This window comes from Labrys methylaminiphilus subsp. lupini, assembly GCF_051161885.1.
GTDB lineage: Bacteria > Pseudomonadota > Alphaproteobacteria > Rhizobiales > Labraceae > Labrys.
The window spans coordinates 1,954,580-1,967,156 of sequence record NZ_JBMDIH010000001.1 but is presented as its reverse complement, the minus strand read 5'-3'; the positions used below and the strand labels follow the sequence as shown (position 1 = coordinate 1,967,156).

Below are 12,577 nucleotides of genomic sequence, written 5' to 3'. Positions count from 1 at the left end.
ATGGCTGTCGAACTCCCCAAAACAATTGCCGAATATTTTGCCGCGGACCGAGCACAAGCCGCAGGAGCTCTCTTGCAATGCTTCACCGAAAATGCGGTGGTCCGAGACGAGGGGAATACCTATGCCGGTCGCGGTGCGATCCGGCAGTGGAAGGCAGGTGCTTCCCAAAAATACACTTACATCGTCGAACCTTTCTCGATTGGGCGCGAAGGCGATCGGACGGTCGTTACGGCCCATCTCGTCGGCGATTTCCCCGGCAGCCCGGTCGACCTGCGCTACTTCTTCGTTCTGGAGGGCGAAAAGATCGCGGCGTTGGAGATTGTGCCGTGAGCGCAGATGCCCAGAGCCCGAGGAAGGACACGAGCGGCATCCCATTTCTTACCTTGAAGGGGAAACGGGCGTTGATAACGTCCGGCACGCGCGGTGCCGGTGCGGCGACAGTCGCGCTCTTTCGTGAACTCAGTGCTCAGGTGCTGACGACGGCACGCACCCAGCCCGCGGACTTGCCTGACTCGCTATTCGTCGCTGCCGATCTGACCAGCGCCGATGGCTGCGCCGCATTGGCTGCCGCCGTACGGGAGCGAATGGGAGGCTTGGACATCATCGTCCATATGTTGGGCGGCTCTTCTGCTCCCAGCGGTGGTTTCGAGGCTTTGACCGATGAGATTTGGCGCAAGGAACTTGATCTAAATCTCATGCCGGCGGTTCGCCTGGATCGCGAATTCGTTCCAGACATGGTGTCGCGCAACACCGGCGTCGTCATCCACGTGACATCCATCCAACGTGAACTGCCTCTGCCGGAAGCAACGACGGCATACGCGGCGGCAAAGGCGGCTCTGTCGACTTACAGCAAGAGCCTTTCAAAGCAGGTATCCCCCCACGGCGTCCGCGTCGTTCGGGTGTCCCCCGGCTGGATCGAAACCGAGGCATCCATTCAGTTGGCGACGCGGCTGGTCGCGGACCATGGCGGGGACGTCGAGCAAGGCAAGAAGATGATCATGGAATCGCTCGGCGGGATACCGATAGGTCGGCCCTCGAAACCGGAGGAAGTCGCAAGCCTGATCGCTTTCCTGGTGTCCGATCGTGCAGGCACCATCACTGGGACCGAATATGTAATCGACGGCGGAACCGTGCCGACAGTTTGAAAACCCAATTGGCGGCCTAGACAAGACCGTCTTACGCAGGCGCGGATCGGCGCTTGTCGCGATTAGCGGGGGAACATTCTTGGTGGGCAGATAGGTAAGTGGTCTAGATTATCACGCATTTCAGATGCGCGATAATCCGACGGTATTTTTAGGACGAGCGATGTGCTCACGGTATTTGCTGGCGTGATTTTTGTTAGCAAAAGTGCAGTTTTGAAGGTATTTCTGAAGCACAGTTTGTGGGGCTAGTAGCCATCCTAAGAATTGCCAAACTTCGACCAACGGGACGAATTATAGCGATTGATCTCGAAGCGCCGACTTCAAGGAAGGTTGCAAAATCGTCAATGAAATCAATAGCTCGAAATTTTGACGGCACACGCAACGGCATCCCAAAACACGAAAAATACTTTGACCAAGGAAATCAACTATTTATGATAGGTGGCCCTGGCGTAGAATTTCGCAGAAGATGTAATGATTTGCGGGCAGGGTAGACTGATAGCGCGGGGCACATCATCAATGGAATTGACAAACCAATCAAGTCATTGAAATCGTTAAATTTATCGGAGCGCCTGGCGCGGCTCGCAGCTTGTAGCAGATCACGCTGACGGTACTTTCCTGCGCGTCAATGCTTTGAAATATATAAGGAAAATTGCCCGGAGCATGACATTTCCGCGCTGACGGCACTTTAGTTGTCGACATACATAGTTCCAGCTTTGGCTGCGGTGCCGGTCGATGTTCCGGACCCGATCGCATGTCGTCGGATGGCGCCGTCGCATCACATATCAGATGTTGTTCCGACTGCTGCTGGATCTGCGATGGAGAGAAGCGTCGACCGCATCCAGGCGGGAGCTTGGACTGCGGTGGATGCCGGCGTCCTTTTATCGTTGGAAGAAAGATGAGGTGCTGCGATCTGTGCAAGCTCGGCAGCGCGCGCCGGCCCAGCATGACGAAGCGCATGGACGACGGTCCCAGGCAAGCTGCCCGGAGCAATCAAATGCTTATCCTCCCGCGTGGTCGTTGCCACCGTGCGCGGCGATGAACATGGCGACGGCGGACCGGCAAAAGGATTCGATTTCGTTGTCGTCCTCTGCTCTCGCCTGATCGAAGCGTGCGATAATCAAGAGATCGGATCCTTTGATAAGCGCGGCAAACAAGCGGGCGGATCGGAGAGGATGGGGCACGTTCAGAACCGCCTTCGCGTGCAACTGACGCAACAGGGCCTCGATTTGGGCGATGACATAGGCGGGGCCGGCTTCGTAATGGAGCTTGCTTAACGACTTTTGCTGCGTCTTGTCGGCCATAATCAGGGCTTCGACACTGCGGACGTCCGGGCTCAACAGCGTGCGAAGCAGGGATGTTCCCACTGCCATGAGCTGATCTTCGGCCGAACCGTCGACGCCCTCAATAAGGGCCTGTGGTGCAAACTGATGGCAGTGGGCCGCGATGGCCGCGCTGAACAGCGCCTCCTTGTTCTCGAAGTGCCGATAGATGCTGAGCTTGGATATCCTCGCTCGCTGGGCGACCTTGTCCAATGTCGTCGCTTGAAAACCCAATTCCACAAAGAGTTCGCTCGCGGCGTCGACTATCGTTTGGCCAAGCGCCTCGTTGGCGGGCCGGCCGCGCCGGCCCTGGCTGTTTTCGGTCACAACAATTCCAGTCCTTGACAGTATCCTAATTCATGATTTATGATACCATATAGTATCTAAAAGATGCAAGCGAATGCATAGGTGTCCTCCAAATCAAGTTTCCCCGGGCCGCCCGGCGATATCGAATGCGGCATCGTCCGGCCGGTCAACACAGTGATGGGCGGCTTTCTCGTCGCTGTCGAAGCTCTCGCTGCCCGTCTCGAGCGCGTATCGCTGGACGCTATTTCGCGCTAGGCCCAGCCCAACCCCCTCCATCCACAACACGGAGCCCATCACCATGGATGACGTCATCATCATCGGCGGCAGCTTTGCCGGTCTCGCCGGCGCCCTGCAGCTCTGCCGTGCCCGCCGCAAGGTCACCGTTCTCGATACCGGCCTGCCGCGCAACCGCTTCGCTGGCCACTCGCATGGCCTGCTCGGCCACGATCACAAGCCACCGCTGGACATCCTGGCCGAGGCGCGGCAGCAGCTGGCGCGTTATCCCACGGTCAGGCTGGTCAATGCCCGGGCCGACAGCGTCTCCGGCGCCATCGACGACTTCTCCGTCCTCACTGGCGATGGCGAAAGCCTGGGGGGGCGCCGCCTGATCCTGAGCTATGGCGTTGCCGATCAGATGCCTGATGTTCCGGGCTTTGCCGAAAGCTGGGGCACATCCATCGTGCCCTGCCCCTATTGCGATGGCTTTGAAGTCGCCGACCAGCATTGGGGCCTCGTCTGGTCCGGCCCGCCGTCGCACAATTATGTCAGGCTGTACCACGATTGGACCGACACGTTGACGGTCTTCGCCGATGGTTACGACATTGCACCCGATATCCGGGCCGATCTGGCGCGCCGCAACATACCTGTCGTTGATGGCCGGATCACCGAAATCGCCCGTCACGGGGGCCATAATGCCACCGTCAAGGTCGATACCGCTCCCGATGTCGCAGTCGATATCTTGTTCGCGCATCCGCGCAACAAGCCGTCCGCAAGCCTGCATGAATCACTGGGACTCGCCACGGTCAATACGCCCCTCGGCATCGCCCTCAAGGTCGACGAGCGCCGCGAAACCAGCACGCCCGGCATCTACGCCGCCGGCGATCTTGCAAACCCGGCCATGGCGTCGGTCACCACGGCAATATCGCAGGGCGCGACGGCCGGTATCTCTGCCCAGCAGTCGATGCTCGCTTGAGTGCAAGCAGCTTCGATCACCCCAGTTGCAATTTCACAATGGACAGGAGTGCCACCAGGGCCGCCATAAAACATTCAAACCTCTAGACGAGAAGTTTCCGTTTGAGCGCCAACTCGGTATCGCGGCCGCGCCTGTCGCTCATCAACCTCTTCACGGTCGATCCCGCCGACGAAGCGGGCTTCCTGGACGCTTTCAAGGCGGCTGCCGAGATCATTACGAAGCAACCGGGCTTCATTTCCATGCAACTGCATCGAGCGATCGGCGATAGCCCGACTTACCTGAACTATGTGGTGTGGGAATCCACCAAGACGGTCCACGCCGCCTTCACCCATCCCGAATTCGTCGCGAAACTTCCAACATATCCGTCATCCGTTGTAGCGAGCCCGCACCTGTTCCAGAAGGTCGCCGTCCCCGGCTTTTGCACGGCTTGACTCCGGAAATATGGCAAGGCGCGATGGCGGGTATCTTCGCCAGCAGTCGATGCTGGTTTGAGAGCACTGATTGGAGATGAGCATGGCCGTCGAAGCGGACAGCGCTGGTGTGCGCTTCCCTCCGCCTTTCGTCTATCTGGGAGCGCTGTTGTTGGGGCTGGCGGCGGAGCGGTTCGTCACCATCCGCTCTTTCGGTATCGACTGGCAGTTGCTGGTCGCGACGGGCGCGCTGCTGTTCGTTGCCGGCGCGGCGATGATGCTTGCGGCGGCGGGGCTGTTTCGGCGGCTGGGCACCAACGTTCCGCCGTCGCAGCCAACGACCCTCATCGCAACGACCGGTCCTTATCGGTGGACCCGCAATCCCATGTATCTCGGCATGGCGCTTAACTATGCCGGCCTTGCAATCGGCTTCGACGGGCCGATCGCCTTCGCCTTGCTCCCGTTGGTGCTTATCGGGATCCAGACGCAGGTTATTGCCCGCGAGGAGCGCTATCTCGAAGCGAAGTTCGGCGACGACTACCGCCGCTACAAGGCCGAGGTTCGCCGATGGCTCTGACTATTCCGCCGCTGCCGACTGCGGGACCGCGAAACCAGCATACCCGGCATGGCCGCGGGCCACCCTGAAGGTTGCGGGCCTGTATCACGACCAACCGACTGGCCGACTGACCTCTCAGTACACCCCGCGCGGGAGGAGGCGCACATGTCCAAGACCAGAAACACCGAAGCGCGCATCAGCAATTCTCGTCCGACCATTCTTGGAAAAGGCTGACACACATGGAGTTCGAACACGTCACCTTTCACGCTTTGCAGGGTGGTGATCCCGATGGCCAACCGACGATCGTCTTGCACGGCTTCCCGGACCAGCCGCCGACCGCGAAGCCCTTCCTTGCCGACCTCGGAGCCCTTCGACTTCGCAGCTGGAAAACGGGAACGGTCAGAGGCAACGCTTCAATGTTGTGCCTGCAGCGCTCGCGCGGGTTGGAGAACCCATCGTCATTGGCGCGGTCCTTGCTGGGCATCGCCTGCAGACGACCCCGTAAGAATGTTCTCGGCGGCTGCTTGCAGGAATTGCTTCGACAGTTCCTCGTCGTTGACGGCCCTCGAGAGGACCATCGCACCGACCATGGTCGAGAGAATTGCCATGGCCTTGTCGCTGGCTTCCTTGCCGTGGGCCTCGCCAACCCATGGGCCGAGCATTTTAAGGTAATCCTCGATGCCGGCTTCGAACGATGCCTTCACCTCCGCGCCCTGCCTGGCGGCATCCGAGCCGAGCGCAACGACCGGGCAGCCCTCCATCTTTTCCCCGCGATGGTCCATGCTGAGATAGAACGCGATCACCGCAGCAAGCGGGTCTTGCGGATCGGCGGCGGCCGCGGCTGACCATCGGAGAAAGGCACTCTCCAATGCCCGCCTGGACGCTTGGGCAGCCAGGTCGTCCTTGGACGCGAACTGCTTGTAAAACGCGCCCTGTGTCAGCCCGGCGCTCTCCATCAGATCCTTGAGGCCAATGCCGTCAAAGCCGCGTTCCCGAAAGAGACGGCTGGCAACATCGATCACAGTCTGCCGGTTTTTCTCAGCCTGAGCGCGACTCACACGCATTGCCCATCTCCAAAATTAGATTGCGTTCAACATCTATATTCAATATAGAGTGTGAATGCAATCTAATTTGGCGAGACGACGGGCATGAAAAAGAGACCCGCAATTGTGTTGGCCGGCGCCCTGATCGTAGGGCTGGGGGTGGTGGCATTCGTCACGCACTCCCTTCTCGCACAGGAGGCTGCCGTCGGGGGCGATCCGAGACAGGAAGCTCCGATCGTCAGACTGGTGACGGCCACGCGGGTGACTGCTTTTGAACGCGGCTTCACGGGCATCGTCGGGGCCAGGGTGCAGAGCAATCTTGGTTTTCGAGTTCCCGGCAAGATCGTGGAACGGCTGGTGAATGTCGGTCAACGGGTCGAGGCCGGTCGGCCATTGATGCGCATCGACGAAACGGACCTGCGCCTTGCGCTGACGGCGAAGCTCAATGCTGTGGAGGCAGCACGCGCTGTCCTGGCTCAGGCGGGCGCGGACGAGAGGCGCTATGCTGTTCTGGTTAAGAACGGATTGGCGGCAACACCGCAGCGTTATGAGCAGGCGAAGGCGGCATTCGATACCGCGACGGCACAGCTTGCTGCCGCTGAAGCCGATGCGAGGGTCGCGGAAAATGAGGCGACCTATTCGGTCCTGGCTGCGGACACAGACGGCACCGTGGTCGACACGCTCGGCGAGCCGGGCCAAGTGGTTTCTGCCGGCCAGACCGTGGTTCGGCTTGCCCAACTGGGCCCACGCGAAGCGGTGGTTGCGCTTCCTGAAACGATCCGACCGGCGATAGGCTCGCTGGCAGAGGCCAGCGTGTATGGGAGCGATGAACGTCGCTACATGGCACATCTCCGGCAGCTATCGGATTCCGCCGACGCCCAGACCCGCACTTATGAAGCCCGCTATGTGCTCGACGGCGAGGCCGCGGCGGCACCGCTGGGAGCAACGGTGACCATTCGTTTGGTCAATCAGGCGAGCCAGCCCGAGGTGGAAGTGCCACTCGGAGCCGTGCTGGACAATGGCCAGAGCACTGGCGTCTGGCTTCTGAATGGCGCCACCTCGACGGTAGAATTTCGGCCCGTCAAGCTAGTGCGCGTGACCAGCGAAACCGCGGTGATTTCAGGACTGAGGTCAGGGGCACCGGTTGTTTCGCTCGGAGCTCATCTTCTGCAGGAGGGCGCTCGCGTCCGGACTGCTTCTGGAAGCGGGAGCAACTGATGAGCCTCAATCTATCCGCGCTTGCGGTTCGCGAACGCGCCGTCACCCTATTCTTCATCGTGCTTCTAGCTGCCGCCGGCGTCTATGCTTTCGTCAAGTTGGGGCGGGCGGAGGATCCATCCTTTACTATCAAGACGCTGACGGTCACGACCGTATGGCCAGGCGCGACCGCGCGTGAGATGCAGGATCTCGTCGCCGAGCCACTTGAAAAGCGTATCCAGGAGCTGACGTATTACGACCGGGTCGAGACGACGACACGGCCAGGCTATGCCTTTCTGACGGTCACGCTGAAGGACAGCACGCCACCCTCCGCGGTTGAGGAAGAGTTCTACCAGGCCCGCAAGAAGCTCGGAGACGAAGCGCGGAATCTGCCGCCTGGAGTCCTCGGCCCGTTCGTCAACGACGAATATTCCGATGTGAGCTTCGGCCTCTACGCGCTAAAGGCCAAGGGCATGCCGATGCGCGAGCTTGTGCGGCAGGCCGAGGTGATCCGCCAGGATCTTCTGCATGTGCCCGGCGTCAAGAAGATCAATATCCTCGGCGAGCGCCCCGAACAGATCTTCGTCGAGTTCTCCTACGCTAAGCTCGCCACGCTTGGAGTATCGGCGCAGGACATAGCCTCTGCCCTGCAGCGGCAGAACACCGTCACGCCGGCGGGTTCGATCGATACACGTGGCCCGCAGGTCTTCATCCGGTTCGATGGCGCCTATGACAGCGTCCAGGCGATCGCCGATACCCCGATCGTCGCTGGCGGACGCACGTTGAAGCTCTCCGACATCGCAGATGTGCGGCGCGGTTATGAAGATCCTGCGACTTACATCATCCGCCATGAGGGTGAGCCCACCGTCATGCTCGGGGCGGTGATGCAGCAGGGGTGGAACGGCTTGGAGCTCGGCAAAGCCCTGGATGAGAGATCGGCGGCCATCGCACAGACACTGCCTCTGGGAATGACGCTCGCCAAGGTCAGCGACCAGGCGGTGAACATCGAAGAAGCGGTTGGCGAGTTTATGCTGAAATTCGTGATGGCGCTCGGCGTCGTGCTGTTCGTCAGTCTGGTCGCACTCGGCTGGCGGGTTGGTATCGTCGTGGCCCTGGCCGTCCCGCTGACGCTTGCCGTCGTGTTCCTCATTATGCTGGAAACAGGCCGGTTCTTCGACCGCATTACGCTCGGTGCGCTCATTCTGGCGCTCGGCCTTCTCGTCGACGACGCTATTATCGCCATTGAGGTGATGGTGGTGAAGATGGAAGAGGGCATGGACCGCATCAAGGCGGCCGCCTATGCCTGGAGCCATACGGCAGCACCGATGCTCTCGGGCACGCTCGTGACAATCATCGGGCTGATGCCGGTTGGCTTTGCCAGTTCGAGCGCCGGCGAGTACGCGGGCAACATCTTCTGGGTCGTCGGTTTCGCGCTGATTGTTTCCTGGATCGTGGCGGTGATCTTCACCCCTTACCTCGGCGTCAAGTTGCTGCCCGCGATCGAGCCAGTCGAGGGTGGCCATCACGCCATCTACGACACGCCGAATTACCGGCGCCTACGCGGCGTGATCAAATTCACCGTGCGCCACAAGTTCGTAACCTGCGCCGTCGTTGGCGTCGCCATGGCTCTCTCTGTCGTTGGAATGGGAGCGGTGAAACAGCAGTTCTTCCCGACGTCGGATCGTCCCGAGGTGCTGGTGGAAGTGCGCATGCCGGAAGGCACGAGTATCGAGGCAACGACGGCCGCGGTCGAAAAGCTCGAAGGCTGGCTGAAGGACGAGCCCGAGGCAAAGATCGTCACGAGCTACATCGGGCAGGGTGCTCCGCGCTTCTTCTTTGCCATGGCGCCGGAATTGCCGGACCCCGCCTTCGCCAAGATCGTTGTTCTAACCCCCGATGCGGCGGCGCGTGAGACGTTGAAGCAGCGGCTCCGCGATGCGGTTGCACAAGGGCTGGCCCCCGAAGCCTTTGTTCGCGTCACGCAGCTCGTATTCGGTCCCTACACGGCGTTTCCCGTCGAGTTCCGCATCACGGGACCGGATCCTGCACAATTGTATCAGATTTCCGAGAAAGCCCTCAACATCACGCGGGGCGTCGCGGACGTGCGGCAGGCAAACCGCGACTGGGGCAATCGTACGCCTGTGCTTCGCTTTATCCCTGACCAGGATCGGCTTAACCTGATTGGCCTTTCGCCGGCCGAGGCAGCCCAGCAGATGCAGTTGCTTCTGACGGGTATTCCGGTCACGCAGGTTCGCGAGAACATTCGCAACGTGCCGGTGGTGGCGCGCAGCGCCGGCGAAAATCGCCTTGATCCGGCACGGCTGGCTGATTTTTCGCTGATGAGCCGGGATGGCCGACAGGTTCCGCTCGATCAGATTGGCCATTCTGAAATCCGGTTTGAGGAACCGATCCTGAAACGCCGCGATCGAACGCCGGTCATCACGATCCGGTCCGACATCAACGAGGCGACGCAGCCCCCCGAGGTCTCACAACAGGTCATGAAGGCACTTCAGCCTCTGATCGCTTCGCTTCCAGTGGGTTATCGCATCGAGATGGGTGGAAATATCGAGGAATCGCTCAAGGCCAATGTCGCGCTTGTCAAGATATTCCCAGCTATGATCGCCGCCATGTTGATCGTGATTATCGTGCAGGTTCGCAGCCTCTCGACGATGACCATGGTCATGTTGACAGCACCACTCGGTCTTGCTGGCGTGGTTCCGACGTTGCTTATGTTCAATCAGCCCTTCGGGTTCAATGCTATCCTCGGACTGATAGGACTGGCCGGAATCCTGATGCGCAACACCTTGATCCTGACTGAGCAGATCAAGGAGAATCAGGCGGCCGGGCTTGACGATTATCATGCCGTCATCGAGGCGACGGTTCAGCGGACGCGCCCCGTGATTCTGACTGCACTGGCTGCTGTTCTTGCGTTCATTCCACTTACGCACTCAGTGTTCTGGGGATCAATGGCCTATACGCTGATCGGCGGCACGGCGGCCGGCACCGTGTTAATCCTGCTGTTCCTTCCAGCGCTCTATGCCGCGTGGTTCCGGATCAGGCCGCCTGCGGATGAAGTCCATGAGGGTTCGAAGGAGGAACCGGAACGGCAAGCAGCAATGGCCGCCGAGTAGGCTCTGTCGTCGGAGGAGACGGGTCGCAGATGAAGAGGTTGAGGGCGGTACCACCTTTGTCGCGAAACACTCTTCCGTCACGATGGAAGTTTGCGTGCGGATCAGGAGTATGACCTCGCTTCCGTCGGCGTCTGCGAACGCTATCAGCACGCTCCCGTAATATGAATCCTACCTGCTGCGGGTAGAGAATTATCGGCGCATTGAGCTTGACTGCTGGCAGCCTCTCTGGCGGATCGCCGGCATATTGCTCAAGTGAACTTTTCGATCGTGTCCCTTGGAGCAGTAGGTCGACGGATCAAGATTGCTGGGCGATCAAACAATCGAGTGGGAATGATGGGGGGTGTACTGCTGAGTAGTATTGGATAGCATTGGACCCGAGGTCGGCCACGGCGGCGTCGAGCGCTTCCTGTCGGCGGCCGAAGATGAAGACGAAGGCGCCCTCTTCGATGAAGCGTTTCGCTGCGGCGCTGCCGATGCCGGTGGCGCCACCGATGATCACGGCGGTCTTTCCATTCAATCTGTTCATGTCATGCACCCTTTGGTCGTTCGGGGACGCCCCGGAGAACCGCAGCATGGGTCCACCGCAGTCAGGCGTTGAGTGCGGAAGCGTGCACATTGGTGGTGCAAAAACGATCCGGTTGGACGGCTGACGCCAGTCGCGACGATCGGTATCGCCCGTTCAGAATTTGGCCGCGCTCGTCGACATGAGCTATGATGACCGCCCGTACTGCTGTATGGCGCATGAGATACGGGCTTTGGAAGGCGCACCGCGCGGTGCCGGATTGCACCATGATCGACTGGGATGACATTCGCTACTTTCTTGCCGTGGCGCGCGGAGGCTCGGTGCGCGCTGCCGCCGAGAGCACCGGGGTGTACCACTCGACCGTGCTGCGACGCATCGCACAGCTCGAGGAACGCCTCGGGGCACAGATGTTTGAAAAGTTGCCTTCGGGCTACCGCCTGACGGCTGCGGGCGAGGAGGTCCTCGAGCTCGCGAATCAGATGGAAGCGTCGTCGCACCAGCTGGAGACGCGCGTCTTCGGTCGCGACCAGAGCGTGCGCGGGCTTCTGCGGGTGACACTGGCACCGACCCTCGCGACACACCTGCTCATGCCGGACTTCGCCGAGTTCGCGCGTCTGCATCCGGACATCGAGATGGATATCTTGTCGTCCGGCGAGCTGGCAAATCTGGCCAACCGAGAGGCCGACGTGGCGATCCGCGTCGTCTACGACCGCAAAACCCTGCCGCTCAATCTTCACGGCCTGAAGGGACCGGAGCTATTCGGCGCCGTCTACATGTCCCGGGATCGACTAACCGCGTGGCGTGCGGGTGCGGCTGATCCCATCCGGTGGATCGTCATAAGCAGTCATGGTATTCCGGATTGGGCCAGCGAGGGTGAGGTTCGTACCACGGGTGTTCCATTCAGGACCACGGACGGCGAGGCGCAGATCGTTGCTGTACGGCAAGGGCTCGGGATCACGACACTGCCGTGCTTCGTCGGAGATGCCGACTCCTTGCTGGTGAGGGTGCCGGGTTCCGACCTGCACATGTACGGAACGCTCTGGCTTCTCACACAGGGCGAGACACGCAAGACGAAGCGCGTGCGGCTCTTCACCGAGTTCGTGTCCCGCAGGCTCGCCTCGTACGCGCCGCTTCTCGCGGGGCTGTCCCTATCGCGCGACTGACGCCCGCTCGCCAGAGGCATATCGATGTAAAATGCTCGATATCCGACGGGAGTTCGCCGACGCGTTGCCATCGGCCCATGCGCCAGCACGCGGTGATCTCCAATGTCGATTTCAGTCGAACGAAGCAGGAGATTATTGAATGGCACTCGAACTCATCAACCCGGATGATCTGCCAGTTCCAGAAATGTACACGCAGATTGTCGTCGCGACGGGATCCAGGCTGGTATTCATCTCAGGTCAGCAGCCCGAAGACATACACGGCAAGCTCGTTGGTCATGGCGATTTCGCGGCGCAGGCGCGCCTGGCATTCGGCAATCTCGGCCGAGCGCTCACGGCAGCGGGTGCTCGGCCCGAGCACGTCTGCAAGATCACAATCTACATTGTCGATTATAACCGCGATGAACACGTTCCGATCATCGAAGAAGCGCAGATTTCGTTGTTTGGAGATCACAAACCAGCGAATGTGGTGGTCGGGGTAGCGATAATGTCTCCAGGTTACCTCATAGAGGTTGACGCGATAGCGGTCATTGACGAGGTCGTTAGAAACTAGGCGCCGCGGAAAATCTTCGCTGCTCATTGGACAACGACCTGTTGG

The 12,577-nt window shown here is 60.2% G+C and carries 11 protein-coding genes and 2 pseudogenes; 10 read left to right on the top strand and 3 right to left on the bottom strand.

Annotated elements, in window-relative coordinates; all coding sequences use genetic code 11:
• Both ACN6KF_RS09340 and ACN6KF_RS09335 read left to right on the top strand, forming a co-directional pair.
• On the top strand, positions 1-330 hold the full coding sequence (locus ACN6KF_RS09340; RefSeq protein ID WP_434956583.1) for a nuclear transport factor 2 family protein: 330 nt from the start codon (positions 1-3) through the stop codon (positions 328-330).
• A 38-nt stretch (positions 331-368) separates the two neighbouring features.
• Positions 369-1,145, top strand: a complete 777-nt coding sequence (locus ACN6KF_RS09335; RefSeq protein ID WP_434959642.1) for an SDR family oxidoreductase — start codon at positions 369-371, stop codon at positions 1,143-1,145.
• A 995-nt stretch (positions 1,146-2,140) separates the two neighbouring features.
• Here the strand turns inward: ACN6KF_RS09335 and ACN6KF_RS09330 are convergent.
• Positions 2,141-2,788: a TetR/AcrR family transcriptional regulator gene (locus ACN6KF_RS09330; protein ID WP_434956582.1), complete on the bottom strand. Its 648-nt coding sequence runs from the start codon at positions 2,786-2,788 to the stop codon at positions 2,141-2,143.
• Positions 2,789-2,869: 81 nt separating this feature from the next.
• On the opposite strand from ACN6KF_RS09330, the gene ACN6KF_RS09325 reads away from it, so the two are divergent.
• From ACN6KF_RS09325 to ACN6KF_RS09310, 4 genes and pseudogenes are all read left to right on the top strand, one after another.
• Positions 2,870-3,022 (top strand): hypothetical protein, encoded by a 153-nt coding sequence (locus ACN6KF_RS09325; RefSeq protein ID WP_434956581.1) that lies wholly within the window; start codon positions 2,870-2,872, stop codon positions 3,020-3,022.
• A 43-nt stretch (positions 3,023-3,065) separates the two neighbouring features.
• Entirely contained in the window at positions 3,066-3,959 is an 894-nt protein-coding gene (locus ACN6KF_RS09320; RefSeq protein ID WP_434956580.1) for an NAD(P)/FAD-dependent oxidoreductase, read from the top strand.
• 25 nt (positions 3,960-3,984) lie between these two features.
• Positions 3,985-4,390 (top strand): annotated as a pseudogene (locus tag ACN6KF_RS09315) (antibiotic biosynthesis monooxygenase family protein).
• A gap of 82 nt (positions 4,391-4,472) precedes the next feature.
• Entirely contained in the window at positions 4,473-4,946 is a 474-nt protein-coding gene (locus ACN6KF_RS09310) for a methyltransferase family protein (RefSeq protein ID WP_434956579.1), read from the top strand.
• Between the two features lie 437 nt (positions 4,947-5,383).
• Here the strand turns inward: ACN6KF_RS09310 and ACN6KF_RS09305 are convergent, their stop codons facing one another.
• Positions 5,384-5,989: a TetR/AcrR family transcriptional regulator gene (locus ACN6KF_RS09305; protein ID WP_434956578.1), complete on the bottom strand. Its 606-nt coding sequence runs from the start codon at positions 5,987-5,989 to the stop codon at positions 5,384-5,386.
• 84 nt (positions 5,990-6,073) lie between these two features.
• Between ACN6KF_RS09305 and ACN6KF_RS09300 the strand changes: the two genes are divergently transcribed.
• Together ACN6KF_RS09300 and ACN6KF_RS09295 are read left to right on the top strand one after the other, a co-directional pair.
• Entirely contained in the window at positions 6,074-7,186 is a 1,113-nt protein-coding gene (locus tag ACN6KF_RS09300) for an efflux RND transporter periplasmic adaptor subunit (RefSeq protein WP_434956577.1), read from the top strand.
• Positions 7,186-10,296 carry an efflux RND transporter permease subunit gene (locus tag ACN6KF_RS09295; protein ID WP_434956576.1) on the top strand — a complete coding sequence of 1,037 codons (3,111 nt, stop codon included), beginning with the start codon at positions 7,186-7,188 and terminating at the stop codon, positions 10,294-10,296. Before ACN6KF_RS09300 ends, ACN6KF_RS09295 begins: the two co-directional genes overlap by 1 nt.
• Positions 10,297-10,660: 364 nt before the next feature.
• Here the strand turns inward: ACN6KF_RS09295 and ACN6KF_RS09290 are convergent.
• Positions 10,661-10,822 (bottom strand): annotated as a pseudogene (locus ACN6KF_RS09290) (SDR family NAD(P)-dependent oxidoreductase); the annotation flags it as partial.
• A 263-nt stretch (positions 10,823-11,085) separates the two neighbouring features.
• Here ACN6KF_RS09290 and ACN6KF_RS09285 point away from each other — a divergent pair.
• Positions 11,086-11,982, top strand: coding sequence for a LysR family transcriptional regulator (locus ACN6KF_RS09285; RefSeq protein WP_434956575.1), 897 nt, complete (start codon positions 11,086-11,088; stop codon positions 11,980-11,982).
• A 139-nt stretch (positions 11,983-12,121) separates the two neighbouring features.
• The gene (locus tag ACN6KF_RS09280; RefSeq protein ID WP_434956574.1) at positions 12,122-12,532 is read left to right on the top strand and encodes a RidA family protein; all 411 of its coding nucleotides are present in this window, start codon (positions 12,122-12,124) and stop codon (positions 12,530-12,532) included.
• The last annotated feature ends 45 nt before the right edge of the window (positions 12,533-12,577 follow it).